This is a genomic window from Streptomyces sp. NPDC048623, from assembly GCF_040650755.1.
Classification (GTDB): domain Bacteria; phylum Actinomycetota; class Actinomycetes; order Streptomycetales; family Streptomycetaceae; genus Streptomyces.
The window spans coordinates 296,266-322,943 of the sequence record NZ_JBEZHV010000004.1; the positions used below are offsets into that span (position 1 = coordinate 296,266).

General features: G+C 75.0%; 24 protein-coding genes and 2 pseudogenes. 14 read left to right on the top strand and 12 right to left on the bottom strand.

What is annotated here, in order from left to right:
• Positions 1–351: 351 nt before the first annotated feature.
• Together AB0C73_RS08445 and AB0C73_RS08450 are read left to right on the top strand one after the other, a co-directional pair.
• Positions 352–753, top strand: a pseudogene (locus tag AB0C73_RS08445) (AAA family ATPase); the annotation flags it as partial.
• Between the two features lie 459 nt (positions 754–1,212).
• Positions 1,213–1,821: pseudogene (locus tag AB0C73_RS08450) on the top strand (NUDIX hydrolase); the annotation flags it as partial.
• A gap of 30 nt (positions 1,822–1,851) precedes the next feature.
• On the opposite strand, the gene AB0C73_RS08455 reads toward AB0C73_RS08450, so the two are convergent.
• The 3 genes from AB0C73_RS08455 to AB0C73_RS08465 all read right to left on the bottom strand — a co-directional run bounded on the left by AB0C73_RS08455 (position 1,852) and on the right by AB0C73_RS08465 (position 4,628).
• Entirely contained in the window at positions 1,852–2,424 is a 573-nt protein-coding gene (locus AB0C73_RS08455; RefSeq protein ID WP_362526179.1) for a hypothetical protein, read from the bottom strand.
• Between the two features lie 49 nt (positions 2,425–2,473).
• Positions 2,474–3,169, bottom strand: coding sequence for an MBL fold metallo-hydrolase (locus AB0C73_RS08460; protein ID WP_362526181.1), 696 nt, complete (start codon positions 3,167–3,169; stop codon positions 2,474–2,476).
• 94 nt (positions 3,170–3,263) lie between these two features.
• The gene (locus tag AB0C73_RS08465) at positions 3,264–4,628 is read right to left on the bottom strand and encodes a dipeptidase (RefSeq protein WP_362526183.1); all 1,365 of its coding nucleotides are present in this window, start codon (positions 4,626–4,628) and stop codon (positions 3,264–3,266) included.
• 169 nt (positions 4,629–4,797) lie between these two features.
• Here AB0C73_RS08465 and AB0C73_RS08470 point away from each other — a divergent pair, with 169 nt between their 5' ends.
• A complete protein-coding gene (locus AB0C73_RS08470) occupies positions 4,798–6,132 on the top strand; it encodes a geranylgeranyl reductase family protein (RefSeq protein ID WP_362526184.1) in 1,335 nt (444 codons plus the stop codon).
• Positions 6,133–6,192: 60 nt separating this feature from the next.
• Here the strand turns inward: AB0C73_RS08470 and AB0C73_RS08475 are convergent, their stop codons facing one another.
• Positions 6,193–6,651: a nitroreductase family deazaflavin-dependent oxidoreductase gene (locus AB0C73_RS08475; RefSeq protein ID WP_362526186.1), complete on the bottom strand. Its 459-nt coding sequence runs from the start codon at positions 6,649–6,651 to the stop codon at positions 6,193–6,195.
• A gap of 159 nt (positions 6,652–6,810) precedes the next feature.
• On the opposite strand from AB0C73_RS08475, the gene AB0C73_RS08480 reads away from it, so the two are divergent.
• From AB0C73_RS08480 to AB0C73_RS08490, 3 genes are all read left to right on the top strand, one after another.
• Complete coding sequence (locus AB0C73_RS08480; protein WP_362526187.1) at positions 6,811–7,515, top strand: TetR/AcrR family transcriptional regulator; 705 nt, start codon at positions 6,811–6,813, stop codon at positions 7,513–7,515.
• Between the two features lie 329 nt (positions 7,516–7,844).
• Positions 7,845–9,107, top strand: a complete 1,263-nt coding sequence (locus AB0C73_RS08485) for a sensor histidine kinase (protein WP_362526189.1) — start codon at positions 7,845–7,847, stop codon at positions 9,105–9,107.
• A gap of 89 nt (positions 9,108–9,196) precedes the next feature.
• Positions 9,197–9,859 carry a response regulator transcription factor gene (locus AB0C73_RS08490; protein WP_362526393.1) on the top strand — a complete coding sequence of 221 codons (663 nt, stop codon included), beginning with the start codon at positions 9,197–9,199 and terminating at the stop codon, positions 9,857–9,859.
• 65 nt (positions 9,860–9,924) lie between these two features.
• Here the strand turns inward: AB0C73_RS08490 and AB0C73_RS08495 are convergent, their stop codons facing one another.
• Together AB0C73_RS08495 and AB0C73_RS08500 are read right to left on the bottom strand one after the other, a co-directional pair.
• A complete protein-coding gene (locus AB0C73_RS08495; RefSeq protein ID WP_362526396.1) occupies positions 9,925–10,677 on the bottom strand; it encodes a maleylpyruvate isomerase family mycothiol-dependent enzyme in 753 nt (250 codons plus the stop codon).
• Positions 10,678–10,744: 67 nt separating this feature from the next.
• Positions 10,745–11,980, bottom strand: coding sequence for an MFS transporter (locus AB0C73_RS08500; RefSeq protein ID WP_362526191.1), 1,236 nt, complete (start codon positions 11,978–11,980; stop codon positions 10,745–10,747).
• A gap of 192 nt (positions 11,981–12,172) precedes the next feature.
• On the opposite strand from AB0C73_RS08500, the gene AB0C73_RS08505 reads away from it, so the two are divergent.
• The 3 genes from AB0C73_RS08505 to cpt all read left to right on the top strand — a co-directional run bounded on the left by AB0C73_RS08505 (position 12,173) and on the right by cpt (position 14,851).
• The gene (locus tag AB0C73_RS08505) at positions 12,173–13,405 is read left to right on the top strand and encodes an ROK family protein (RefSeq protein ID WP_362526194.1); all 1,233 of its coding nucleotides are present in this window, start codon (positions 12,173–12,175) and stop codon (positions 13,403–13,405) included.
• An 11-nt stretch (positions 13,406–13,416) separates the two neighbouring features.
• Positions 13,417–14,226 (top strand): class I SAM-dependent methyltransferase, encoded by an 810-nt coding sequence (locus AB0C73_RS08510; protein WP_362526196.1) that lies wholly within the window; start codon positions 13,417–13,419, stop codon positions 14,224–14,226.
• Between the two features lie 100 nt (positions 14,227–14,326).
• On the top strand, positions 14,327–14,851 hold the full coding sequence (gene cpt / locus AB0C73_RS08515; protein ID WP_362526399.1) for a chloramphenicol phosphotransferase CPT: 525 nt from the start codon (positions 14,327–14,329) through the stop codon (positions 14,849–14,851).
• A gap of 9 nt (positions 14,852–14,860) precedes the next feature.
• Here the strand turns inward: cpt and AB0C73_RS08520 are convergent, their stop codons facing one another.
• On the bottom strand, positions 14,861–15,445 hold the full coding sequence (locus AB0C73_RS08520) for a DUF4865 family protein (protein ID WP_362526197.1): 585 nt from the start codon (positions 15,443–15,445) through the stop codon (positions 14,861–14,863).
• Positions 15,446–15,492: 47 nt separating this feature from the next.
• Positions 15,493–16,092 (bottom strand): helix-turn-helix domain-containing protein, encoded by a 600-nt coding sequence (locus AB0C73_RS08525; protein ID WP_362526200.1) that lies wholly within the window; start codon positions 16,090–16,092, stop codon positions 15,493–15,495.
• A 162-nt stretch (positions 16,093–16,254) separates the two neighbouring features.
• Between AB0C73_RS08525 and AB0C73_RS08530 the strand changes: the two genes are divergently transcribed.
• The 3 genes from AB0C73_RS08530 to AB0C73_RS08540 are packed head-to-tail and all read left to right on the top strand — an operon-like array spanning position 16,255 to position 19,945.
• On the top strand, positions 16,255–16,554 hold the full coding sequence (locus AB0C73_RS08530) for an SHOCT domain-containing protein (protein WP_362526201.1): 300 nt from the start codon (positions 16,255–16,257) through the stop codon (positions 16,552–16,554).
• Entirely contained in the window at positions 16,551–17,333 is a 783-nt protein-coding gene (locus AB0C73_RS08535; protein ID WP_362526204.1) for an ABC transporter ATP-binding protein, read from the top strand. Before AB0C73_RS08530 ends, AB0C73_RS08535 begins: the two co-directional genes overlap by 4 nt.
• Positions 17,330–19,945 carry an FtsX-like permease family protein gene (locus AB0C73_RS08540; RefSeq protein ID WP_362526207.1) on the top strand — a complete coding sequence of 872 codons (2,616 nt, stop codon included), beginning with the start codon at positions 17,330–17,332 and terminating at the stop codon, positions 19,943–19,945. The genes AB0C73_RS08535 and AB0C73_RS08540 overlap by 4 nt, the downstream gene beginning before the upstream one ends.
• Before the next feature lie 39 nt (positions 19,946–19,984).
• Here AB0C73_RS08540 and AB0C73_RS08545 read toward each other — a convergent pair whose 3' ends face one another.
• On the bottom strand, positions 19,985–20,539 hold the full coding sequence (locus AB0C73_RS08545) for an ATP-binding protein (RefSeq protein ID WP_362526209.1): 555 nt from the start codon (positions 20,537–20,539) through the stop codon (positions 19,985–19,987).
• Positions 20,540–20,774: 235 nt separating this feature from the next.
• Complete coding sequence (locus AB0C73_RS08550; RefSeq protein ID WP_362526212.1) at positions 20,775–21,107, bottom strand: hypothetical protein; 333 nt, start codon at positions 21,105–21,107, stop codon at positions 20,775–20,777.
• 218 nt (positions 21,108–21,325) lie between these two features.
• Here AB0C73_RS08550 and AB0C73_RS08555 point away from each other — a divergent pair, with 218 nt between their 5' ends.
• The gene (locus AB0C73_RS08555) at positions 21,326–22,444 is read left to right on the top strand and encodes a PLP-dependent cysteine synthase family protein (RefSeq protein WP_362526215.1); all 1,119 of its coding nucleotides are present in this window, start codon (positions 21,326–21,328) and stop codon (positions 22,442–22,444) included.
• On the opposite strand, the gene AB0C73_RS08560 is transcribed toward AB0C73_RS08555, so the two are convergent.
• Together AB0C73_RS08560 and AB0C73_RS08565 are read right to left on the bottom strand one after the other, a co-directional pair.
• The gene (locus AB0C73_RS08560; RefSeq protein ID WP_362526217.1) at positions 22,404–22,904 is read right to left on the bottom strand and encodes an SRPBCC family protein; all 501 of its coding nucleotides are present in this window, start codon (positions 22,902–22,904) and stop codon (positions 22,404–22,406) included. The genes AB0C73_RS08555 and AB0C73_RS08560 overlap by 41 nt on opposite strands.
• A 258-nt stretch (positions 22,905–23,162) precedes the next feature.
• A complete protein-coding gene (locus AB0C73_RS08565; RefSeq protein WP_362526220.1) occupies positions 23,163–24,038 on the bottom strand; it encodes a DeoR/GlpR family DNA-binding transcription regulator in 876 nt (291 codons plus the stop codon).
• Positions 24,039–24,239: 201 nt separating this feature from the next.
• On the opposite strand from AB0C73_RS08565, the gene AB0C73_RS08570 reads away from it, so the two are divergent.
• Positions 24,240–26,678, top strand: coding sequence for a hypothetical protein (locus tag AB0C73_RS08570; protein ID WP_362526223.1), 2,439 nt, complete (start codon positions 24,240–24,242; stop codon positions 26,676–26,678).

Genomic DNA, 26,678 nt, shown 5'->3' on the forward strand with positions numbered 1-26,678 from the left:
ATCCGTGGCGGCACCCGGAGCCGTACGGACGGCGCACGCCGGGCCCCGGGGCGTACGCCGGGCGCGCGGGCCCGGTCCGACGCGCGGGGGCGGCGCCCCTGGGCCCGCACCGCCACCGCGTCCGGCGAGCGCGGTTCCCCGCGGACCGGGAATCCGTCGGACCCCGGCGCCCCCTCCGCCCGTGACGGCGGCCCGCGGGCCGTGTCCGCGGTGTGCCGCGCGGCCGTGGACCGGCACGCGCTGGGGGTGCCCCGGTTCCCCCGCCCGCCGCGCCCGGGCCGCCGCCGCCCGCGGGTTTCCGTGGCAGGGTGGTGCGGGCAAGCCACTGGGTGCCGACGAAGAGGGGGAATCGTGATCGTCTGGATCAACGGGGCGTTCGGGGCGGGGAAGTCGAGCACCGCGCGCGAACTGGTCGAGCTGATCCCGAACAGCACCCTGTACGACCCCGAGTCCACCGACGGCGCGCTGCGCCGGATGCTTCCGCGTAAGCGTCTCGCGGAGGTCACCGACGTCCAGGACCTGCCCATCTGGCGGCGCCTCGTCGTGGACACCGCCGCCGCGCTGCTCGCCGAGCTCGGCGGGGTGCTCGTGGTCCCGATGACCCTGCTGCGGCAGGAGTACCGGGACGAGATCTTCGGCGGCCTCGCGGCCCGCCGGATCGAGGTCCGGCATGTCCTGCTCACCCCCGACGAAACGATCCTGCGCACCCGGATCGAACACCGCGCGACGCTCGCGGACACCGTCGACGCCACTGAGCCGGCGGCGCTCGCCGGGGCCACCGGTGAGGCGCCGACCGGGGTGTCCGGCGCGGGCGTGGACGGCGGTGAGGCACTGGCCGAGGCGGCCGGCGCAGTCCTGGCCGCCGACGAGAGCCCGGCCGAGGTGTTCCGTGCGGGCCAGGGCACCGATGTGGGGCCGGCCGGGGAGACCGGCGCGGGCGTGGTCGGCGGTGAGACTCCGGCCGAGGTGGCGATAAGCGGCCGAGCCGCAGGAGAGACCCCTCCCGAGGCGGAGCTCACCGCCCGGGCCACCGGCGGGACACCGGAGGAGGCCCCCGGCGCGGGCGTGGGCACTGGCGAGAGCCCGGCCAGCGTGTCCGGGGCGGTCGTGGGCACTGGCGAGAGCCCGGCCAGCGTGTCCGGCATGGGCGTGGGCGCCGGCGAGATGCCGGCAGAGCCGGGCGCTCCGGCCGGCCGGTGGTGCCGCGGGCAGCTCGACCGCTACCGGCGCGCGCGTGACGGCTGGCTCGCCGCCGACGCGTACGCCGTCGACAACTCCGCGCTCAGCGCCGCCGAGACCGCCCGGGCCGTCGCCGACGCCGTCACCAGCGGACGCGCCGCCCCCTGCGGCATCGTCCAGACCCCCGAGCCGACCGGCGAGACGCTCGCCGCCGGCGTCCTGCTCTTCGACGAGGACGACCGCTTCCTGCTCGTCGACCCCACCTACAAGCCCGGCTGGGAGTTCCCCGGCGGCGTCGTCGAGCCCGGCGAGGCGCCCGCCCGCGCGGGCATGCGCGAGGTCGCCGAGGAGATAGGGCTCCGCCTCGACACCGTGCCCAGGCTGCTCCTGGTCGACTGGGAACGCCCCCAGCCGCCCGGTTACGGCGGACTGCGCCTGCTCTTCGACGGCGGCCGGCTGCCCGCCGCCGACGCCGAACGTCTGCTGCTGCCCGGTGCCGAACTCCGCGCCTGGCGCTTCGTCACCGAGGCCGAGGCCGCCGACCTGCTGCCCCCGGTCCGCTACGCCCGCCTCCGCTGGGCCCTGCGCGCCCGCGAACGCGGCACCGTCCTCAACCTGGAGGCCGGCGTCCCGGTGGGGTGACGCGGGGCGGACTGGCCGAACCGCCAGGCCCTACCGCCCTTCCGGACTCCGCGCCGCCATCCGGCCCGCCACGAAGCGCACCTCTTCCGGCATGCCCGTGGCCGACGCCGCGCCCACCACCGCCGCGATCTCCCGGTCCTCGTGCAGCACACGCAGCAGCGGGCCGTCGGTGACGAGGCGGACCTGGGTCCAGGGATGGGCCCAGACCAGGGTCGCGTACTGCCAGAGCTGGAGCTGACGGTCGGTCAGGCGCAGCTGATACGGGGAGAAGTCGACAGAGGCCCGGCGGCTCGCGGGCGGCGCGGGCTCCGCCCACACCCCGTAGGTGCAGAGGACCGTCTCGCCCGGCGCGATCGTCTCCTTGCGCGTCCCGTGCTCGCGGCCCGCCGAGAACCCGGCGAACACGACGACGCCGAAGCAGACGGCCGCGACCGGCGCCGCGGCCCACCGCAGCGGGCCGCCGGTCACCAGTTCGAGGAAGATGTACACGCCGCCGGTCGCCGCGGCGGCGGCCCCGCCGAGGATCCCGGCCCGCCGGATCCGCCGCGAACTTGCGCGTTCGCCCGCGCCCTGGCGCACCGGGCGCCGTTCCGTCGTACTCACAGGGGAAAGGACGGCGTGCGGCGCACCGAGGTTCCCCGTACGGCGCCCCTTACCGCTCCTGAGCCTGTGCGGCCGCCCTCGCCAGGCGCGCCGCCGTGTCCGTCGTCACCGGCTCGCCGTGCCCGCAGCACAGCACCGACGGGCGCAGGTCCGCGAGGCGGCGCATCGAGGCGAGGGCCCCGGCCCGGTCCACGTGGAAGACGCCGAACATCACGTCCGGGATCGACGCGACCGTGTCGCCGCTGAACAGCACGCCGTGGCGCGGCAGATGGACCGCGATCGAGCCGGGCGTGTGGCCCGGGGCGTGCACCACCACCGCGCCGTCGGCGAAGTCCAGGACCTCGCCGTCCGTGAGTTCCCGGTCCACCCGGGTCGGCGGCGCCTCCGGGACGGTGAGCCCGTGGGCGTACAGCGGCCGCTCCCAGTCCAGCAAGTCGGGCTCGGGAACCGGGAGTTCGCCCCGCACCATCGGGGCGTCCAGGGCGTGCGCCAGGATCTCGGCGCCGAAGCGATCGGCCAACTCCCCGGCCGCGCCCACATGGTCGCGATGGCAGTGGGTGAGCACGATCCGCCGCAGCCCGGCCGGATCGAGGCCGGCACCGCGCAGACCCGACGCGATCTCGTCCGCCGAGCCCGCCCAGCCGGCGTCGATCAGCGTCAACTCCTCGCCGTCCCGCCAGAGCCAGGCCTGGCCGATGGAGAAGCGCAGCATGTGGAGCCGGGGAGCGATCTCTACGAGGTCCATGCGGCGAACGTACGTCCGCGTCCTCGAATCCGGCACGGGTCTACGCTCCGGGCGAGTTCCGCCCAGAGCGTGACCACGGCATCAACTGCGGCGACTACGCCTTCGAGCTCGCGTAGTTGACCAGGAACAGCGCCTCGGCCACCGACAGACGCTCCAGCTCCTGCGGCGACACGGACTCGTTCACCGCGTGGATCTGCGCCTCCGGCTCGCTCAGGCCGATCAGCAGAATCTCCGACTCCGGGTACAGCGAGGCCAGCGTGTTGCACAGCGGGATGGAGCCGCCGAGGCCCGCGGCCTGCATCTCCTCACCCGGGTACGCGATCCGCATCGCCTCCGCCATCGAGGTGTACGCCGGGCTGGAGGTGTCCGCCTGGAACGGCTGGCCCTGGCCGACCTTCTCCAGGGTCACCCGCGCGTTCCACGGCGTGTGCTTCTCGATGTGCGCGAACAGCAGCTCCGTCGCCTTCGCCGCGTCCTGGCCGGGCGGCACCCGCAGGCTGACCTGCGCGCGGGCGGTCGACGGGATCGACGCGGTCGCGCCGGCCACCGGCTGCGCGTCGATGCCGACGACGGTCACGGCCGGGCGCGCCCAGATCCGGTCGGCGACCGTGCCGGCGCCCGGCAGGTCCACACCGTCGAGCACCTTCGCGTCCTTGCGGAAGTCGGCGTCCGGGTACTGCAGGCCCTCCCACACCGCGTCCGCCGGCATTTCGTCGATCACCGTGTCACCGGCCTCGTCGCGCAGCGAGTCGAGCACCCGGATGAGCGCAGCGAGCGCGTCCGGCGCGGCGCCGCCGAACTGACCCGAGTGCAGATTGCCCTGCAGCGTGTCGATCGTGACCCGGATCATCGTCATACCGCGCAGCGTCGCCGTCACCGTCGGCAGGCCGACCCGGAAGTTGCCGGCGTCGCCGATGACGATCGCGTCCGCCGTCAGGAGTTCGGGGTGCGCCTCCGCGTACCGCTCCAGACCGCCGGTGCCCTGCTCCTCCGAGCCCTCCACGATCATCTTGACGGTGACCGGCACACCGCCGTTCGCCTTCAGGGCGCGCAGCGCGAGCAGGTGCATGATGAAGCCGCCCTTGCAGTCGGCCGTGCCGCGCCCGTACCAGCGCCCGTCCTCACGCTCGGTCAGCTCGAACGCCGGGGTCAGCCACTCCGACTCGGCCAGCATCGGCTGCACGTCGTAGTGCGCGTACAGGAGCACGGTCGGCGCGCCCGCCGGGCCGGGCAGCACGCCGTACACCGACTGCGTACCGTCCGGGGTGTCGAGCAGCGCCACCTCCTGGAAGTCCTCGGCGCGCAGCGCGTCGGCCACCCAGTTCGCGGCGGCCTCGCACTCGCTGCGCGGGGCGACGGTCTCGTCCGCGACCGACTGGAAGGCCACCAGCTCCGTCAGCTCCGCCTTGGCGCGGGGCATCAGGGATGCGACGGTCTCGGCGATCGGATTCGCGGTCATGGGCACGCTCCTGGTGGGTGCGACGTTGTCAGGACGACGCCGTGTATCGGTTGTACGGCGAACGCACGCCCGATCCTACGGCGCGGGGCGGCCCGGACGGCCCCCCTACCGCGCCGTAGGATGCGTCCAGAGCAGGAACCACCGGTCGGATCAGGAGCAGAAGCACATCGTGAGCAGCGAGAACGCAGACGCCGGAGCGGCAGAGGGCGCGGCGCAGGCCGGTACGGGGCCGGTGGGCCCGGACGAGGAGCGGCAGGTCTGGGACGTGGTCGTCGTCGGCGCCGGTCCCGCCGGGGCCTCGGCGGCCTACGCGGCGGCCGTCGCCGGCCGCCGGGTGCTGCTCCTGGAGAAGGCCGAACTGCCCCGCTACAAGACCTGCGGCGGCGGCATCATCGGCCCCTCGCGCGACGCGCTGCCGCCCGGTTTCGAACTGCCGCTCCAGGACCGGGTGCACGCCGTCACCTTCCAGCTCGGCGGGCGCTTCGCCCGGACCCGCCGCTCCCGCAAGATGCTCTTCGGGCTCATCAACCGGCCCGAGTTCGACGCCCAGCTCGTCGAGCACGCCCAGAAGGCGGGCGCCGAGCTGCGCACCGGAGTGACCGTCAGCCGGGTCGAGCAGCACGGCCCGTCCGTGCCGGACCGGCGCACGGTCGCCGTCGTGCTCGCCGACGGCGAGACCGTCCTGGCCCACGCGGTCGTCGGCGCCGACGGCAGCGCCAGCCGGATAGGGGCGCACGTCGGCGTCAAGCTCGGCCAGGTCGACCTCGGTCTGGAGGCGGAGATCCCGGTGCCGCCGTCGGTGGCGGAGGACTGGAAGGGCCGGGTGCTCATCGACTGGGGCCCGCTGCCCGGCAGTTACGGCTGGGTGTTCCCCAAGGGCGACACGCTCACCGTCGGCGTCATCTCGGCGCGCGGCGAGGGCGCGGCGACCAAGCGTTATCTGGAGGACTTCATCGCGGGCCTCGGGCTCGCGGGCTTCGAACCGGCCGTCTCCTCCGGGCATCTGACCCGCTGCCGCACCGACGACTCGCCGCTCTCCCGCGGCCGGGTCCTGGTCTGCGGCGACGCGGCCGGCCTCCTGGAGCCGTGGACCCGCGAGGGCATCTCGTTCGCGCTGCGCTCCGGGCGCCTCGCGGGGGAGTGGGCGGTCCGGATCGCGGAGGCGGGCGACGCGGTGGACGCGCGCCGGCAGGCGCTCAACTACGCCTTCGCCATCAAGGCCGGGCTCGGCGTCGAGATGGCCGTGGGGCGCCGGATGCTCGCGGTGTTCGAGCGGCGGCCGGGGCTCCTGCACGCGGCCATAACCGGTGTGCGGCCGGCCTGGAAGGCCTTCGCGGACATCACGCGCGGGGCGACGACGCTGGCCGGCCTGGTCCGCGGCAACGGGCTCGCGCGCCGGGCGCTCGATCTGCTCGACCGGTCCATGGACACCTCGGTGGGTGTGGGGCCGGCGGGACGTGGGGTGACGCCGCGCAAGGACGAGCCCAAGGACGAGGTCTCGTAGGGCTGTTGTGATGCGGTGGCGGGGTCCGGCCGGATGGCCGGACCCCGCCCTTGTCGGGCGTCAGACCTCGCTGATCCGGAAGACCGGGTGCTTGGGCGCGATGGCCCGCAGCTCCTCGTCCGTCGAGTCGGGTCCGACGCCCCCGAAGAAGACGCCGACCTCGGCCTTCCAGCGCTTGAGGTAGGCGCGGAGCAGTACGGGCTTGTCGTCGTCGGCGATCTCGACGGCCGTGAACGGCTGCACGTGCTTGCCGAGGTGCAGCTCCCCGCCGCCGGCCGCCCGCATGTTGTGGGTCCACTGGACGTGGCCGCGCGGGGCGATCAGGTACTGGGCGCCGTCCACGGTCAGCAGATTGACGGGGGTGGTGCGCCATTCGCCGCTCTTGCGGCCGCGTACGGCGAGGACCCGGGAGCCCCAGACGCTGATGCCGCGCCGGGTGAGCCAGGCGACGGACCGGTTCATGACGTGGACGGTGAACCAGCCGGGCTTCATGACGTGGTCGGTGGTCTGGGCGGACATCGGAGCCTCCATGCGGCCGGCGCGAGCTATGGGGTGAGCGCCGCTCCAAAGTGTGAGCGGTGCTCTCGCTTGAGACCAGTGTGCACGGATCCGTGTGCTCAAGCAAGAGCGGTGCTCTCGTTTCGGTGCGGTGCTCCAAAACATGGCACACTGCTCTCCATGACCACCGTCCAAGGAGCCCGCGCCCGCGCCCGGATCGAGATCACCGCCGCCATCAAGGACGAGGCCCGCCGGCAGCTCGCCGCCGAGGGCGCGGCGAAGCTCTCGCTGCGCGCCGTCGCGCGCGAACTCGGCATGGTCTCCTCCGCGCTCTACCGCTACTTCCCGAGCCGCGACGACCTGCTGACCGCGCTGATCATCGACGCCTACGACTCCGTCGGCGCGGCCGCCGAACAGGCCCACGCCGCCGCCGCGAAGGCCGTCCCCGGCGACCACCTGGCCCACTGGACCGCCACCTGCCGGGCCGTCCGCGACTGGGCCGTCGGCCACCCCCACGAGTACGCCCTGATCTACGGCTCCCCGGTCCCCGGCTACACCGCCCCGCAGGACACCATCGCCCCCGCCTCCCGCGTCGGACTGCTGCTCGTGTCCACCGCCCGGGCCGCGTACCACGACAAGAGCGTCACCCCGCCACCGCTCCCGGCCACCCTCCACCCCGAGGCCGAGCGACTGGCCGCCGACCTCGCCCCCGACCTGCCGCCACCGCTCGCCGTCGCCCTCGTCTTCGCCTGGGCCCAGCTCTTCGGCCTGATCTCCTTCGAGGTCTTCGGCCAGTTCAACAACGTCGTCGAGGACCGCGAAGCCTTCTTCGCCACCGCCGCCGAGCGCCTCGGCCGCGACGTGGGCCTGCTGCGGAAGCCGTGACCGGGGCGGCCCGGCGGCGGCGCGCCGGCTGTAGGTCTTGAAGAGGCGCCGCTACGGCCGAGCCAGCGGGCTGAGACCGAGGGCGCGGGGGACGTGCAGGGGACCGCGTTCGGGACGTAAAGCGTGATTTGTGGCGCGGAAAGAAGGCCCTCGAACCTGGCCGGACCCGACCGCGCCGTAAATCATGCAGTCCCGAATGCGGTCGCCGGAACGGCACCCGCGCCCCCCACCCACGACCCGCGCCCCCCACCCCGTACTCCCCCGGGAGTACGGGTGACCACCCCGCCCGGCGGACGCCCCCGCGCCCCGGCCCCGTCTAGCGTGGCCGCATGGACGAACAGCCCACCAGCACCCCGGCCCCCGGCGGCGACGGACCACCGGAAGCCCGGGGCCCCTGGCACCGCGGGCCCTGGCACGGCGGGCCCTGGGGCCTGGCGGCGCGCGGGCCGGGCGCCGGGCTGCCCTGGCGGTCGACCGTGGCCGTCGGGGTGTTCGTGCTCGTCGGGTCCGGGTACGCGGCGCGCAACCAGCCCGAGCGGCTCGGGCTCGACACCCTCGGGCGGCTGCTGCTCGTCCTCATGGTGCTGCCGCTGCTCGCGCGGCACCGGCGGCCCGTGCCCGTGGTGTTCGCGGTGGCGGTCGTGACGCTCGCCTACCTGGCCGCGGGATACGCGTACGGGCCGGTCTTCGTCCCGGTCGCGCTCGCCTGCTTCGCCGCCGTCGTGCACGGGCACCGGCGGGCCGCGTGGTGGGCGCTCGGGCTGCTCTGGGCCGGGCACCTGCTGCTGGCGCACTGGCTGTACCGCTATCTGCCGCCCGCCGGTGACGGCCCGGCGTCCTGGGGCCAGGAACTCCCGGTCGCCGCCTTCGTCGTGGCCATCCTCGCCGCCTCCGAACTCGTCCGCGTACGCCGCGAGCAGTGGGCCAAGGAGCGGGCCGAGCGCGCCGCGGCCGAGCGGCGGCGGGCCGACGAGGAACGCCTGCGGATCGCCCGCGAGCTCCACGACGTCCTCGCCCACTCCCTCTCCGTGATCAACGTGCAGGCCGGCGTCGGCCTCGCCCTGCTCGACTCCGACCCCGGCCAGGCCCGTACCGCGCTCACCACCATCAAGGCCGCGAGCAAGGAGGCGCTCGGCGAGGTACGGCAGGTGCTCGACACCCTCCGCGCGCCCGGCGACGCGCCCCGCGCCCCCGCGCCCGGCCTCGACCGGCTCCCGGAGCTGGTCGAACAGGCCGCCGCGGCCGGGCTCACCGTACGCACCGAGACCGAGGGGCGGCCGCGCCGGCTGCCGCCCGGGACCGAACTCGCCGCCTTCCGGATCGTGCAGGAGGCCCTGACCAACGTGGTGCGCCACTCCGGCTCCCGCACCGCCACCGTCGTCCTCGGCTACCGCCCCGGCGCCCTGGAACTCAGCGTCGACGACGCGGGCCCGGCCACCGGCGGCGACGCCGGCGGCAGCGGCAACGGACTCGCCGGGATGCGGGAGCGGGCCGCCGCGCTCGGTGGCACCATCGAGGCGGGCACCCGGCCGGACGGCGGCTTCCGGGTGCGCGCCAGCCTCCCCGTCCGCCCCGAGGAGCCGACCCCGTGAGCCCCGACACGCCCGAGCCGACCGACACGCCCGAGCCGACCGGCACGCCCGAGCCGACCGGCACGCCCGAGACATCGGACCCGCCCGCGATCCGGGTGCTGCTCGCCGACGACCAGTCCCTCGTCCGGGCCGGTTTCCACGCCCTCCTGTCGGCCCAGCCGGACATCGAGGTCGCAGGCGAGGCCGCGGACGGCGCGGAGGCCGTCGCGCAGGTCCGCGCCCTGCGCCCCGACGTCGTCCTCATGGACATCCGGATGCCCCGGCTCGACGGCCTCGCCGCCACCCGCGAGATCACCGGCGACCCGGGACTCGCCGCGGTGAAGGTGGTCATGCTGACCACCTTCGAGCTCGACGAGTACGTCTTCGAGGCCATCCGCTCCGGCGCCTCGGGCTTCCTGGTGAAGGACACCGAGCCGGAGGAACTGCTGCGCGCCGTCCGCGCGGTGACCGAGGGCGACGCGCTCCTCTCGCCCGGCGTCACCCGCCGCCTGATCGAGGAGTTCGCGGCCCGCTCGAAGGCGCCCGCGCGCGCGGCCGGTCTCGACGAACTCACCGAACGGGAGCGGGAGGTGATGGCCCTGGTCGGCCTCGGCCTGTCCAACGAGGAGATCGCCCGCCGCCTGGTCGTCAGCCCGCTGACCGCCAAGACCCATGTGAGCCGCACCATGGTGAAGCTCGGCGCCCGCGACCGGGCCCAACTCGTCGTCCTCGCCTACGAGTCGGGCCTGGTCCGCCCCGGCTGGCTCGGTTAGGCGGCCCGTCCGGCGGATCAGGGCCGGACAGGCGCTGGTCCCGGTACGGGCGACCCGGAGGCCACTCACCAGGTGATGCCGGAGTTCTCCCGCCACAGCCGGGCGAGCCCCGCGTCCCCGGCCACCGTCACCGCGTCCAGCGGAAGCCGGTTCCACAGTGTGAGGTACAACTCGCCGGCAGAACCGCTCAGTTCGCAGTCGGCGGGGCCGCCGTCGCCCCCGTCCGCGTTCCGCTCGGCGCGGGGCGCCTCCGGGGACAGGTGTACGGACCAGAGGTCGCCCGTGTCCGTGGCCCGGACGCGCAGCAGCCGCGGCTGCTCCGTACGCACCCGGCTCCGGTCCCGGCCGTGGAAGGCGCGTACCAGCTCGTCCACGCCGTCGGCGGCGAGCGCCGGGTCCACCGGCCCCGGACCCGCGGGGAGCGCCGACTCGGCGTCCGCGCGGTGCACGGTGGTCTCGTGGGCCTGGCGGCGCGCCCAGAAGGCGAGCGGCGACGGCGCGGGCAGGAAGCTCCAGCACTCCAGGTCGGCCGGGGCGGAGCGCAGGGCGGCCACGAGCCCCTCGTGCCCCTCGCGCACGTACGTGAGGAGCGCGTCGCCGTCGAGATCGGGCTCTCCGCCGTCCGGCTGGTACGAGGTGTGGCCCTCGGCGACGAAGGCCGTGGCCCAGCGGTGCACCATCGTGGTGTGCCGCAGCAGGTCGCGCACCCGCCAGCCGGGGCAGGCGGGGACCTCGGCGTCCGGCCCGGCCGCCGCCGCGGCCGTCAGGAGCGCCTTGCCCGCCGTGTCGAGCGCGTCGATGTGCGTGTCGATGCTCAGGGTGTCCATGTCACGGATTATGTCGACGCGGCCCGTCGCGCGGGCCGCCGCCCCGGCGCCGTCTGGCTCAACGCGCCCCGGGCGCCCGCCTGTCCCGCGCCGCCCAGCCCATCGCGGCCGCCCCCGCCGCGAGCACCGCGACCGTGGTGAGCGCGACCGGCAGCGAGAACCAGTCCGCCAGGAAGCCGATGGACGGCGGGCCGAGCAGCATGCCGCCGTAGCCGAGGGTGGACGCGGTGGCGACGCCGCTCGGTCCGGTGAGCGCGCCGGCGCGGGCCACGGCGACCGGGAAGATGTTGGCCAGGCCGAGACCGGTCACGGCGAAACCGAGCAGGGCCGCCCAGACGCTGGGCGCGAGCGCGCCGAGCAGCATGCCCGCGGCGGCGGTGAGGCCGCCCGCGACCAGGGTGCGGGTCTGGCCGAGGCGTTCGAGCAGGGCGGTGCCGGAGAGCCGGCCGACGGTCATGGTGAGGGCGAACAGCGAGTAGCCGGCCGCCGCGACGCCGGGGTGCGCGTCCAGGTCCTGCGCCAGGTGCAGGGCGCCCCAGTCGGCGAGGGCACCCTCCCCGTACGCCGTGCACAGCGCGATCACACCGAAGACGAGGACCGTCCGGCGCGCCCCGGCGGACCGCCGGGCAGGGCCGGGTTCCCGACGGGCCGGGGTGGGGAGTGCCTCGGGCGGGGCGGGGGAGGGATGCCGCAGGAGTACGGGGCCGGCGGCGGCCGTCAGGAGCAGTCCGGCGACGGTGAGGCCGAGCAGATGCGCGGTGGGGGAGAGGACGCTGGCGACGAGGCCGCCGAGTCCGGCGCCGAGCATGCCGCCGAGGCTGAAGGCAGCGTGGAAGCTCGGCATCACAGGCCTGCGCAGGGCGGCGACCAGGTCGACGGCGGCGCTGTTCATGGCGACGTTGATCCCGCCGTACGCCGCGCCGAAGACCAGCAGGACCAGGCCGAGGGCGAGCGGGGAGCGGGTCAGCGCCGGGAGGGCCAGGGAGAGCGAGAGGAGCACCGCCGTGGCCACGGTGACGGGGTGGCTGCCGTACCGGCGGCACAGGCGCCCGGTGAGCGTCATGGTGACGACGGCGCCCGCGGACACGCCGAGCAGTGCCAGGCCGAGGTCGCCGGCGGTCGCGCCGGTCTGCTGCTTGATGGCCGGGATGCGGACCACCCAGCCGGCGAAGAGGAAGCCGTCGAGGGCGAAGAACAGGGTCAGGGCGGAGCGGAGGCGGGTCAGGGGGAGGGGTGCGGTGTCTCCGCGGGTTCCCCCCGATACGGCCGTCCGCACTTTGTTTAGTAGCGGCACAAACTCAGGATAGGGGTGGCGGCCCGACGGATTCAACCCGGCGGACGCGCGCGCCCCGGCGCCCCGTGACCCGGCGGACGCGCACGCCCCGGCGCCCCGGAGACGGCGAGCGCGCGCCCCCGCAGGGTCCGGAACCGGCCGAAGGAGGGTGGTGGGGGTTCCCGGAGCGGCGATCATGGGAGACTCGGGGCCATGAACGGCAAGGCGACGACGACCCGGACACGGCTGGACAGGGGGCGCAGCGCGCTCGGACCCGCGCTCGAACTCGTGCACACGGGCCGCGCCCCCACGCGCGCCGTGCTCACCGCCGAGCTCGGCGTCACCCGCGCCACCGCCGGCGCCGTCGCCGCCGAACTGGAGGCGCTCGGCCTGATCCGCGTCGACTCCAACCCGGGCGCCGCCGCCGGCTCCCAGGGCCGCCCCTCGCACCGGCTCACCATCGACGAGAAGGGCCCCGTCGCCCTCGCCGCCCAGGTGCACGCCGACGGCTTCCGCGCCGCCCTGGTCGGCCTCGGCGGCACCATCGAGGCCACCGCCCCCGGCTGCGTGACCGTCTCCGCCGACCCCGCCCAGGTGCTCGGCGCCGTCGTCGACGCCGGGGCCGCGCTGCTCCGCGCCAGCGGCCGGCGCTGCGTCGGCGCCGGGCTCGCCGCGCCCTCCGCGGTCGCCGAACCCGAGGGCACCGCCCTCAACCCGCTGCACCTCGCCTGGCCGGCCGGTGCGCCGGTCCGCGAGATCTTCGCCGAGCGGGTCCGCGCCGCCGGCATCGAGGGCCCCGCCTTCACCGGCAACGACGTCAACCTCGCCGCCCTCGCCGAGCACCGGCACGGCGCGGGCCGCGGTGCCAAGGACCTGCTGTGCGTGGCCACCGGCCACCGCGGCGTCGGCGGCGCGCTCGTTCTCGACGGGCGCCTGCACACCGGGAGTTCGGGTCTGGCCCTGGAGGTCGGCCACCTCACCGTCAACCCCGAGGGCCGTCCCTGCCATTGCGGCTCGCGCGGCTGTCTCGACGTCGAGACCGACCCGCTCGCCTTCCTCACCGTCGCCGGGCGCGCGCCCGGCCCCGAGGTCTCGCTGCTCCAGCAGGCCCGCGACCTGCTCCGTGACCACGCCGACGACCCCGGAGTCCGCGCCGCCACCGAGGAGTTGATCGACCGGCTCGGCCTCGGGCTGGCCGGCCTGGTCAACATCCTCAACCCCGACCGGATCATCCTCGGCGGCCTCCACCGCGAACTCCTCGACGCCGACCCGGGGCGGCTGCGCGCCGTGGTCGCCGACCGCAGCCTGTGGGGCCGCAGCGGCGGCGTACCGATCCTGCCCTGCACCCTCGACCACAACAGCCTGGTCGGCGCCGCCGAACTCGCCTGGCAGCCGGTCCTCGACGACCCCCTAAATGCCTTGGGCGGCACGGGCGACGCGGGCTAGGGTCGCGCCTCGTGACCGAAACCCCTTCCGCAGAGCCCGCCGAGACCGCGAACACCACCGACACCGCCGCCGGACCGCCGGCCTTCGGTACCGGACTCACCTTCCACGGCCCCCTCTCCGAGGCCCGGGTCGACGCCATGATCGAGCGGCTCGCCGCCGCCTCGCCCGGCACGATCCTCGACATCGGCTGCGGCTGGGGCGAGTTCCTGCTGAGCCTGGTCGCCGCCGTCCCCGGCGCCAAGGGCCTCGGGATCGACATCAACGGCGACGACCTCGCCCTGGGCCGGCAGCTCGCCGCCGAGCGCCGGCTCGACGCACGTGTCGAGTACGCCGAGGAGTCCGGGTACGGCACGACCCGCGGCCCCGCCGACACCGTGCTGTGCCTCGGTTCGGGCCAGGCGCTGTGCGACCCCGAGGCCCCGTACGACCTCGTCGCCATCCTGCGCGAACTGCGCCGTCTTGTCCGGCCCGGGGGCCGCGTCCTGTTGGGCGAGGGCTTCTGGCAGCGCACCCCCACGGACGCCGAACTCGCCCGGATGTGGCCCGGCGCCCGCGCCGACGACCACACCACCCTCGACGTCCTCGTGGACCTCGCGATCGAGGCGGGCTTCCGGCCGGCCTGGATCGAGACGGCGAGCCCGGAGGAGTGGGAGGCGTTCGAGTCCGGCTACCGGCAGGCCACCGAACTCTGGCTCGCCGCCCACCCCGACCACCCGCTCGCCGCGGAGACCCGCGCCAAGGTCGACCGCCAGCGCTCCCAGTGGCTCGGCTACCGCGGCCTCCTCGGCATCGCCTACCTCACCCTGGTGCCGGTCGGCTGACGGCAGTCGACTGACGGCGGGCGGCGGGCGTCGGGCGCCGGCCGAAATCCACTGGGGCGGGGCCGACGGGAACCCCTAGGGTGACCGCGTGACGACGCGGATGATCATCCTCAACGGCGGCTCCAGCTCAGGGAAGACCGGCATGGTGCGCTGCCTCCAGGCCGTGCTCCCCGAGCCGTGGCTGGCCTTCGGCGTCGACGACTTCGTCGACGCCCTGCCCGCCGGGCTCGAAGGCAGCCCGGGCGGCATCGAGTTCGCCGCCGACGGCGAGGTGACCGTCGGACCGGTGTTCCGCGCCCTGGAGGCGGCCTGGACCGAGGGCATCGTCGCCATGGCCCGGGCGGGCGCCCGGATCGTCGTCGACGACGTCTTCCTCGGCGGCGCCGCCTCGCAGGAGCGCTGGCGCGCCGCCACCGCCGGGCTCGGCGTGCTCTGGGTCGGCGTCCGCTGCGCGCCGGAGGTCGCCGCCGCCCGCGAGATCGCCCGCGGCGACCGCACCTCCGGCATGGCCGCGCGGCAGGCCGAACTCGTGCACCAGGGCGTGACGTACGACCTGGAGGTCGACACCACCCGCACCGAGTCGCTCGACTGCGCGCGGACGATCGCCGCGCACGTGCGCCGCTGAACCGCCCGCCTACCAGCGGCGTCCGGGAGCGATTTCGGCGCGCCCCGGGGCCGACAGGTGCAGCACCTGGAAACGGTCGGCGTTCGGCTCCACGGCGCCGGGGTCGGCCCACAGGGTGAAGGTCAGCAGCTCCCAGTGACGCGGATCGACGGCGACGGCCCGCGCCACCACGCCGTCGCGCCCGACATCGGCAGCATGCCGTTCCAGGGCGCGCTCGACCGCCTCGGCCGGGGTGAGCCGCTCCGGAACCGGCCGGCGGCGGCGCGTCGCGACGCGCGGTGCGGAGGCGGTCGCCGGGCCCTCGTCGTACGCGAGCACCGTCCAGTGCTGGACCACCGGCCGGCCGAAGTCCTCGACGATGCCCTGGAATCCGGGCCCCCACAGGAACGTGTTCATCCCGGCCGGTTCGGCCCACAGATAGAACGGCGCGTACTGGTTCACCGGTGAGCCGTCCGCCCGCTCGCGCATCAGATACGCCTTCAGGCCGAGGCCCGGGAAGGCGTCGAGGAGATGCCCGCGGGTCGCGACCCGCTTGCGGATGATCTCCATGTCGTAGTCCGCGGGCAGGGTGATGTCGTACTGCAGGGCGTGCATGAGCCGGGCTCCTCACATCGTCATCTGCGCATCGTCGTCAGGGGGCGTCAGCGGGCGGTACGGGGCGCGAGCAGCGCGAGCAGGCCGCGTACGGCCGTGTCGAAGGCGGCGGGGGAGCCGGAGGCGCGGGCGAGCACATAGCCGCCCTGGACGGTCGCGACGATCGTCGCCGCGAGCTCCCCGGCGTCGAGCGGACCGCCGGACTCCCCGCCGAACTCCCCACCGTCCAGGCCCTCCTGGACGATCTCGGCGAGCCGGCCCCGCAGCCAGCCGATCGTCTCGTCGACCGGCGCGCGCAGGGTGTCGTCCCCGATGACCTCGGGGTCCATCGTCAGCCGCCCCACCGGGCAGCCGCGCAACACATCGCGCTCGCGCAGCAGATACGCCTCGATCCGCGCGTACGCCGACCCCTCGCCGCCCAACACCCGCTCGGCGGCGGCCCGCAGCTCCGCCGCGCTCCGCCGGATCGCGGCCGCCGCCAGGTCCTGCTTGCCGTCGAAGTGGTGGTACATGCTGCCCTGGCCCGCCCCCGCGGCCTGCTGGATCGCCTTCGGGCTGGTGCCGACATAGCCGCGCTCCCACAGCAGCTCGCGGGTGGCCTCGATCAGGCGCTCGGACGCGCCGGCGTTCAGGGCGGCAGCACTCATGCGCCTCACTGTACATACCAGTAGGTACAGAGTCGAGGGAGCACCCGCGAGGGCCCCTTCTACTCCCGCCGTCGTACGCGCGAAGCCGCTGGCCGTACGACGACTCGGGGGCCCGTCCGGAGCGAGTCTCGAAGCACCGACCACCGGAGGAGCTGAACCACCATGAACACCCTCGCCCACGCGGGCCCCGGCCCGTGGATCCTCTTCGTCCCGCTCGTCTGGGCAGCCGTGATCTTCACCGTGATCACCCTGGTGCGCCGCTTCGGCCCGCGCCGCGGACACGGAATGGGCGGCCCCGGCGGCCCCGGCGCCTCCCGCGTCGACGAGCAGTCCCCGATCGCGCTGCTCGGCCACCGCTTCGCCGCGGGCGAGATCGACGAGGACGAGTACTGGCGCCGGCTGACCGTCCTGGAGGAGCAGTTCGGGCGGCGCACGACCGATGACAAGGGGCGCCGCCGATGACCACCACCCTCGCCCTTCCCGCCGCCGCGCGGGTCGTCGACGCCGTGAAGGTCTACGGCTCCGGCGACACCGAGGTCCGGGCCCTCGACGGGGTGAGCGTCGGCTTCCCGGCCGGCCGCTTCACCGCGATCATGGGCCCCTCGGGCTCCGGCAAGTCCACCCTGATGCACTGCGCCGCCGGACTCGACACCCTCACCTCCGGCTCCGCCCTGATCGGCGACACCGATCTGTCCGCACTCGACGACCGCGGGCTCACCCTGCTGCGCCGCGAGCGGATCGGCTTCGTCTTCCAGGCCTTCAACCTGCTGCCGACGCTGACCGTCGCCGAGAACATCACGCTGCCGCTCGACCTCGCCGGGATCGCCCCCGACCGGGCCCGGCTCGACGCCCTGATCGACACCGTCGGCCTGCGCGACCGGCTGCACCACCGCCCGAGCGAGCTGTCCGGCGGCCAGCAGCAGCGGGTCGCCGTCGCCCGGGCCTTCGCCGGCGCCCCGGACGTCGTCTTCGCCGACGAACCCACCGGCAACCTCGACTCCCGCTCGGGCGAGGAGGTGCTGCGGCTGCTCGGCGACACCGTGCGCGGCACCGGCCGCACGGTCGTCATGGTCACCCACGACCCGGTGGCCGCCGCGCACGCCGACGAGGTCGTCTTCCTCGCCGACGGACGTCTGGTCGACCGGATGCAGGCACCGACGGCCGAGCGCGTCCTCGACCGGATGAAGTCCCTCGACGGGCCCGCTCACGACTCCCTCGCGGAGAGAGGAGCGCCGGCATGACCGCCACCGGACACACCACCGGGCATGCCTCCGCGCACACCACCGGTACGCCGAGCACCACCCGCGCCACCCTCCGCCTCGGCCTCGCCGCCCTGCGCACCCACCGGCGCCGCTTCCTCGGCACCTTCGTCGCGGTGCTGCTCGGCGTCGCCTTCCTCACCGGCACCCTCGTCATGGGCGACACCCTGCGGGCCGGCTTCGACACCCTCTTCACGGATGCCTACCGCGGCACCGACGCCGTCGTCCGCAGTACGAGCGTGGTCACCGCGGCGGGCGAGGCCCAGGGCACGCGTGGCCCCGTCGACGCCGCCCTCGCCGAGCGGATCGCCGAGGTACCCGGCGTCGCGGCGGCCGTCCCGCGCGTCGAGGGCGCCGGCCAGCTCGTCGGCACGAACGGGAAGCCCGTCGGCGGCCAGGGACCGCCCACCCTCGCCGGCACCTGGATCCCGGACCCCGAGCTCAACCCGTACGCCCTGGCCGAGGGCCGCGCCCCGCAGAAGTCCGGCGAGGTCGTCGTCAACCGCGGCGCCGCCGAGGCCGGCGGTCTCGCGGTCGGCTCCACCACCGTCCTTCGCACCCCCGACCCGGTGCGCGTGACCGTCGTCGGCCTCGCCACCTTCGGCGGCGCGGACGGCATGGGCCAGGTCACCTACACCGGCCTGACCGCCGCCGACGCCGAGAAGTACCTCGCGCCGAAGGCCGGCCAGGCCACCGACATCCTCGTCCGGGCCGGCCCCGGCACCTCGCAGGAGGAACTGGCCGACGCCCTGGCGCCCGTACTCCCGCACGACGTCGAGGCGATCACCGGACAGCAGGCCACCGACGAGAGCAACGAGACCATCTCCGGCCGCTTCCTCGGCCTGTTCACCACCCTGCTGCTCGTCTTCAGCGGCATCGCCCTGCTGGTCTCGGTGTTCTCCATCCACAACACCTTCGCCATCGTCGTCGCCCAGCGCACCCGCGAGAACGCCCTGCTGCGCGCCCTGGGCGCCGAGCGCCGCCAGGTCGTCACCATGACCCTGGCCGAGGCGCTCGCCGTCGCGGTGCTCGCCTCGGCCGCCGGACTCCTCGGCGGCATCGGCATCGCCGCCGGTCTCCAGGCCCTCTTCCCGGCGGTCGGCTTCCCCTTCCCCGAGGGCGATCTGGTGATCGGCGCGGTGCCGCTCGCGCTGCCCTTCGCGGTCGGGCTCGCCGTCTGCGTCGGCTCGGCCCTGCTGCCCGCCGTACGGGCCGGGCGCACCGCCCCGCTCGCCGCGCTGCGCGAGACCGCCGTGGACGACTCCGCCGCCTCCGGCCGCCGCACCGCGCTCGGTGCCGGGCTGCTGCTGCTCGCCGTCGGCCTGGTGCTGGTGGGCGTGCTCGCGGTGCCGTCCCTGTGGCTCGCCGGGTCCGGCGCGGTCCTCGCCCTCGCGGCCTTCGTGGTCCTGGGCCCGGTGGCCTCCTCGTACGCCGTACGCGTCCTCGGCGGACCGCTGCGCGGGACCAACCGGGGGCTCGCGCGCCGCAACGCGCTGCGCAGCCCGCGCCGTACCGCCGCGACCGCCACCGCGCTGATGATCGGCGTGGCCGTCGTCTCGCTCTTCACGGTCTTCGGCGCGTCCCTGAAGGCGACCATGGACGACACGGTGTCCCGCTCCTTCGCGGGCGACGTGGCCGTCAGCACGCCCTCGTTCGGCGCGGGCGGCAGCGGGCTCAGCCCGCGTCTCGCGCCCGCCGTGGCCGCGCTGCCCGAGGTGGACACCGCGGTCGGCCTGGGCCGGGGGATCGCCGAGGTCGACGGGCGGGGCCGGGCCCTGACCGTCACCGACCCGGCGGCGCTCTCCCACGTCCTCGACCTCGGCGCCGTACGCGGCTCGCTGTCCGGACTCGGCACGGACGGCATCGCGGTGGCGGACGACGAGGCCGAGCGGTACGGGCTCGTGCCCGGCCGCAGCGCGCGGTTGACGTTCCCCGACGGGACCCGGCAGACCTTCACCGTACGGGCCGTGTACGAGCGCGCCGACCTGGCCGGGGACTATCTGGTCACCCGTCAGGCCTGGGCCCCGCACCGGACCCAGGACGCGGACCGGCTCGTCGCCGTGACCTTCAGGGACGGTGTCCCGGCCGAGACGGGCGAGGCGGCGGTGCAGGGGGTCGCGGAACGCTTCGGCAACCCCGAGGTGCAGACCCGCGAGGAGTACGCGGAGTCCTCGGCGGCCGGCATCGACATGATGCTGACCCTGGTCTACGCACTGCTCGCGCTCGCCGTCCTGATCGCCCTGCTCGGCATCGCCAACACGCTGACCCTCGCGGTGCACGAGCGCACCCGCGAACTGGGCCTGCTGCGAGCGGTCGGCCAGACCCGGGCGCAGCTGCGGGCCATGGTCCGCTGGGAGTCCGTGCTCGTCGCGGCCTTCGGCACGGTCGGCGGGCTGCTGCTCGGCGGCTTCCTCGGCTGGGTCCTGGTCACGGCCTCCGACGGAGCGTCGGACAGCGCGTTCAGCTTCGCCCTGCCGCCGGCCCGGCTCGCCGTGGTCGCCCTGATCGGGCTCGCCGCGGGCGTCGTCGCGGCCTGGAGGCCGGCTCGCCGGGCGGCCCGCCTGGACGTGCTGCGGGCCATCGCGACCGAGTGACGGAGTGGCCGAGTGACGGTCAGCGCGCGTCAGCGGGCGTCAGCGCGCCGCCGACTCCACCAGGCCCGCTGCGCCGAGCGGTACGGCGCCGATCGGTACGGCACCGAGCGGTACGGCGTCGACCAGCGGGCCGTCGGTGGTGGCGCCGTGCACGGCGTGGACGTGCGGCAGGACGGCCACCGGGGTGGACGGCGCCTGGAGGGTGAACCAGACGGTCTTCCCGGCCTCGCCCTGCGGGCGCACGCCCCAGCTCTCGCTCATCGCCTCGATGATGGCGAGGCCGCGGCCGGAGGTCGCGAACTCGTCGTCCGTGTCGTCCGGTTCGGCGACGTCCGGTATCCGGGGGTCGTTGTCGCGGACGGAGACGGTGAGACGGTCGAGCAGCAGTGCCAGCTCGACGGTGCACAACTTGTCCGGCTGTGCGTGCCGGTGGACATTGGTCAGGAGCTCGGTGACACCGAGTGCGGCAAGGTCGATCAATGAATCGAGCTGCCAGTGGCGCAACTGCGCCGAAACGATTCTGCGGACCTGACCGATCCGCGCGGGCAGAGCCTGGAGCTCCACCGTGCAGTACCTGCTGGGCTCGCTGATCACGGCTGCGACTCCCCGAAATAGGTCCCGAAGAAGACGAAGATTCGGATCTGTCATGCGGTGTAGCAGGGCGGCGGACTGGATCACAGCGTCACCGCCGGTAAACCCTCGGTGAGGTGGTTCCAGCCTGAACCAGTGGTGACCGGGTCGCAACTCGCGGCGATCCGCCGCAGGTCAGAGGCGGGTTCGGCGCTCGGTCAGGAGGTCCTGGCGTCGGCCGGGAGCGTCCTGGCAACGGTCAGGCGTGGCCCGTGGCCTTCTTCAGCGCCTCCAGGAAGCGCCCCGAGCCCGAGATCCGGTAGCGCGTGCCGTTCACCTTCGCCACCGCCTCGTCGTCCTTCGCGAACCACGGGCGGCCCGCCCGGACCGTACCGAGCGGCGCGCTGTCGATCTCGGTGCCGTAACTCGTGAGCAGCGACAGGCGTCCGTCCTCGATGCGGACCTCGCCCGCGCGGGTCAGCTCGCGGGGCCAGCGTTCGATCCGTACCCGCGTGGCCGTGAACTCCGGCTCCGGCTCCGACCCCGACTCCGGCTCCCGCTCCGACCCCGGCTCCGACTCGCGCTCCGACATGGTGCTCCGCCCCCTTCGCGCAGGCTGTCTGCACCCAGTGTGCCGGGCCGCGCCGCCGGACACCAGCAGGCCTTCTGCAAGGCACTCCTATGGACTCTCAAAGGGAACGTTTGCCCAGGTGGGAGCGGTATTGTCGGGCAGTGGGGAACCCCCGTGAACACCCGCCACGAGCCTTCCCGCGGGCACCCCGCGGGCACCGTGAGAAGAGGCAGACACGCATGACCAGCACCACCGGCCCCCTGGCCACCGTCGATGTCGACCGCAGCGACTCCGGCTACCGGTCCTGGCTCAAGGAGGCCGTGCGCAAGGTGCACGCCGACGCGAACCGCTCGGCCGACACCCATCTGCTGCGATTCCCGCTGCCCGAGAGCTGGGGGATCGACCTGTACCTCAAGGACGAGTCGACCCATCCCACCGGCAGCCTCAAGCACCGGCTCGCCCGCTCGCTCTTCCTCTACGGCCTGTGCAACGGCTGGATCCGGCCCGGCGCGCCCGTCATCGAGGCATCCAGCGGCTCGACCGCCGTCTCCGAGGCCTACTTCGCCAAGCTGATCGGCGTCCCGTTCATCGCCGTCATGCCCCGCACCACCAGCCCCGAGAAGTGCCGGCTCATCGAGTTCCACGGCGGCCGCTGCCACTTCGTGGACGACCCGCGCACGATGTACGACGAGGCCGCGGCCCTCGCCGAGCGCACCGGCGGCCACTACATGGACCAGTTCACGTACGCGGAGCGGGCCACCGACTGGCGCGGCAACAACAACATCGCCGAGTCGATGTACCAGCAGCTGAAGCTGGAGCGCTATCCCGAGCCGGCCTGGATCGTCGCCACCGCGGGCACCGGCGGCACCTCGGCCACCATCGCCCGCTACGTGCACTACATGCAGTACGACACCCGGATCTGTGTGGCCGACCCGGAGAACTCCTGTTTCTTCGACGGCTGGGTGCACGAGGATCCGGAGGCCACCTCCGACTGCGGCTCGCGCATCGAGGGCATCGGGCGGCCGCGCATGGAGCCGAGCTTCGTGCCCGGCGCCGTCGACCGGATGATGAAGGTCCCGGACGCGGCCAGCGTCGCCGCGGTCCGCGCCCTGGAGACCGTGATCGGCCGCAAGGCGGGAGGGTCCACCGGCACCGGCCTGTGGAGCGCGCTGAAGATCGTCGCCGAGATGGTCGCCGAGCAGCGCACCGGCAGCGTCGTCACGCTCATCTGCGACCCGGGCGAGCGCTACCTCGACAAGTACTACTCGGACGACTGGCTGGCCGCCCAGGGCCTCGACATCGCGCCGTACCGCGCCGCTATCGACCGGTTCCTGGCGACGGGTGTCTGGCCGGAGTGAGCCGCCGGTCCAGATTGCGCATCGCGTCCCGGAACGACCTGCCGACGCCCGGCCGGGCCAGCCGCATCACCAGCCGGCAGGGGCCGTTGCCGTCCACGGCCATGGTCCAGCGCACCCGGGTGCCGTCCGCCGCGGGGGAGAGTGTCCACTCCTCCAGGAGCGCGGTCAGGCCCGGGGCGTTGGTCTCGTCGATCCGGTACGCGTAGCGCGCGCCCGGGTCGCTCGCCAGGATGGTCTCGCGGAACTCGACCCCGCCGCGCAGCCGGACCGTCCGCCCGGCGCCGCCGTCGACCGGCGTCGCGGACGTCACCGCGGTGAACCACGAGGGGGTGCTGCCGAGTTCGACCGCGAGCGAGCGGTACACGGCCGCGGGCGGCGCGGCCAACTCGGCGGAGAACACCAGGCGCAGGGGCGCGGACTCGGCGAAGTCGAGCTCCACCGGCCGGAGTCGGCGCTGCATGGCCGTACCTCCCGTCTCTCGGGGTCGTGACCCACCACCGTAACTGACTTTCCGTCAGTGGCGCAGTGGTTCGTCGCGCGCGTGCGAAAGCCCTTCGGCCGGCCGCCGCGAGCGGCCGGCCGAGCGCAGACCCCGACGCCGGGCGCCGCCCGGCGCGTGGGCCGCCACGCCTCGGCGGGCGCCGGCGCCGCGACCGCCCGACCCGCCCGACCCGCTCGACCCGCCCCACCCGTGGCCGGTCCGCGCGGGCGTGCCCTGCTACGCCCCGGCGCCGCCCTCGGCGTCCTCCGGTTCCTCGTCCTCGGTCTCCGGGTCGTCCTCGCCCGCCACGACCAGACCCGGCAGATGTTCCGCCATCTCCGCCCGCACCTCCGGCGACACCCCCGGGTCCGTGACCAGGGCGTCCACCTCGTCGAGCGAGGCGAAGGAACTCAGGCCCACCGTCCCCCACTTGGTGTGGTCCGCGACCACCACCACCCGCCGCGCCGCCTGCACCAGGCGCCGATTGGTCTCCGCCTCCGCCAGGTTGGGCGTCGACAGGCCGGCCTCCACCGAGATGCCGTGGACGCCCAGGAACAGCGCGTCGAAGTGCAGCGAGCGGATCGCCTGGTCCGCCACCGGCCCCACGAGCGCGTCCGACGGCGTCCGCACCCCGCCCGTGAGGACCACCGTCGCCGCCCCCGGCAGCGCCTCGCCGCCCGCACCCGACTGCTGCGCCTCGTGGAACACGTCCGCGACCCGCACCGAGTTCGTCACCACCGTGAGCTCGGGCACCTCGAGCAGGTGCCGGGCAAGTGCGAAGGTCGTCGTACCGCCCGAGAGGGCGATGGCCGTGCCCGGCCGCACCATCCGCGCCGCCGTCCGCGCGATCTCCTCCTTCGCGCCCAGTTCGAGCGCCGACTTCGCCTCGAAGCCCGGCTCGTGGACGCTCGCCTCGACCACCGGCACCGCGCCGCCGTGCACCTTGGCCAGCACGCCCTGCCGGGCCAGCGCGTCCAGGTCGCGGCGGACCGTCATGTCGGAGACGTTGAGGCGGCGGGTCAGCTCGTTGACCCGTACACCGCCGCGCCGGCGCACCTCGTCGAGGATCAGCGCGCGCCGCTGTTCCGCCAGCAGGTTCTGATGGTCACTCACCGCCGGGGCCGGTCCTTTCCGCAGGAATGGGGAACAACGGAGGAAGGGCGTCGGATTCGGTGAGGGCGGTGCCACCGGGCGCGGCCGTCCGCGATCCTGGTTGCCGCCGTCGAACCCTTCGGCCCGATCCTCCCACCCGAGATCCTCCCACCCCGGAACCTCCTGTCCCAGATCCTCCCATTCAGAGAGCGAGTCACCGACGTGTCCCCTGCCACACCCGACCCGAGGAACGGGGGTGCGGCGCTCGAACTGCTCGTCCACGGCGTGGGCGGAGCCACCGCGGCCGACATGCTGGACGACCCGCGCACCGTGCGGGTCACCGGTGACAGGACGGCCGCCGTGTTCCGCCGCGGGGACGACGTCGACGCCGAGGAACACCCCGAGCGGTACGCCGACGGGCCCGTGCCCGAGGCCTACTGCTGGTCCAACCTGACCTCCGGCAACGGCACCCGCGCCCTGTGGCTGCTGCTCCTGCCGTTCATGGTCGCCAACCTCGCCCACTGGATGCGCCCGCCCGCCGAGGGCCGGGCCCGGCTCGTACGCCTCTACGGCGTGCTCGTACGGCTCGTCGCGCTCACCCTCACCGTGCTCCTCACCGCCGCCGCCTGCGAGGTCGCGCTCGATCTGACGGCCTGGCAGTGCGCGGGCGCGGCCGCCTGCGCCGGGCAGCGCTCCTGGCTCGGCTTCCTGTCCGCCGAGCACGGCGGCTGGTGGGCGCAGCCCGGCCGCCGCCTCGCGCTCGCCGCGCTCGTCCCGACCGCCCTCGTCGGTCTGCTCTGGTACCTGTCCAACCGCACCTGGAGCGCGTACGAGGCCCAGCGCCCGCCCACCGGATACGACGCCGAGCCGGAGCCGGAGCCGGAGCCGGAGCCGGACCGGGACCGGGAGTCGGCGCCCGTGCCCGTCGGCGACACCGAGGCCGCCGACGCCGCCACCCCCGGCCCCGCCACCCCCGTCGAACTCCGCCCCGCCCTCGGCCGCCCCGGCTTCTGGTACGGCCGCCGCCTCGTCGCGCGCCTGCGCGCCGCCCACACCGCCGCCGGGTTCCTCACCGTCGCCGCCGCGCTCGCCGGGGCCGCCGCGAGCCAGGACCAGCGCACCGCGCCCGGCGGCGCCCAGGAGCTCCTCGGCAGGCTGCTCCAGGGCGTCCTCGTCGTCCTCGCCCTCGTCGTGCTCTGGGTGGTCTGCCGGCGCGGCCGCAGCGAGCACCGGCTCGACCTGCGCATCGAACGCGCCCTGGTCTCCTGGCTGCCCGCCTCCGCACTGCTGCTGCTCGCGCTCACCGCGCTGCACACCGGCTGGTCCCGCCCCGGCTGGACCTCCGGCGGCACCCTGCCCGGCACCGGAGTCTTCGGCGTCCTCACCCTCGCCCAGGGCGGCCTGGTCGTCGCCCTCGCCGCGGTCGCCCTGCTGCTCCACCGCCGCACAGGCCCGCGCCGCGACCCGCGCACCGCCCTGTACGGCCTCGGCGGCCCCGCCACCGCCATGCTCGCCTGCGCCCTCGGCGGCGTCATGTCCGGCGGCGTCGCCCAGCGCGTCGCCGACTGGCTCGACGGCGCCGCCACCCCCGGCACCGGCGACGGCCCGATCACCGGGCCGCCCGTGCTGCTCAGCTGGCAGGCCTCCGTCATCCCCGTCCTGCTTCTGCTGCTCCTCGCGCCCACCGCCCTGCTCGTCGTCCGCACCGTGCTCGCCGGCCGCCGGCTCCGCCCGGCCGTCGACGCCGCCTACCGGGAAGCCGACCCCGACCGGCTGCGCACCGACCAGATCGCGGCGAGCCGGGCCCGCGCCGCGCTCACCGACTCCGCGCCCGTGCTCATCGGCGTCGTCTCCGGCGCCACCCTGCTGCTCGGCGCGGCCTCCGTCGCCGGCGCCTGGGCCAGCGGCAACGTCCCCGGCCGGGCCTTCGACGGCGCCCACCCGGCGCTGGCCTCGGCCGCCACCGCCGCCCAGGCCCTCGGCTCCTGGATGATCGGCTTCGGCTTCCTGCTCTTCGTCACCCTGGGCCGCCGCGCCTACAAGGACCCCTCCGCACGCCGCACCATCGGCATCCTGTGGGACGTCGGCACCTTCTGGCCGCGCGCCGCCCACCCCTTCGCCCCACCCTGCTACGCCGAGCGGGCCGTCCCCGACCTCACCTGGCGGATGAGCTCCTGGACCCGGAGCACCGGCGGCCGCCTCGTCATCTCCGGCCACTCGCAGGGCAGCGTGCTCGCCGCCGCCGCGGTCTGGCAGCTGCCGCCCGCCACCCGCGGCCGGGTCGCCCTGCTCACCTACGGCTCGCCGCTCGAACGCCTCTACGGGCGCTGGTTCCCCGCCTACTTCGGCCCCGAGGCGCTGCGCGGCCTGCACCGCACGGTGCACTGCTGGAGCAATCTGTACCGGGCCACCGACCCCATCGGCGGCCCCGTCCGGGTCCCCGCCGAGGACGACCGGCCGGACGTCGACCGGCCCGAGCTGCTCGACCCCGTCGCGTACGGCCGCACCCGCGAACACCCGCTGCCCGAACCGATCCTGGGCCACTCCGACTACCAGGCCGACCCGGCCTTCGCCGCCGCACGCGCCGCCCTGCTCGACCGACTGCCGCCCGCGCTGCCCAAGCAGCGGCGAGTGAGCCGGGCCCCTGAACCGAGCCCCTAA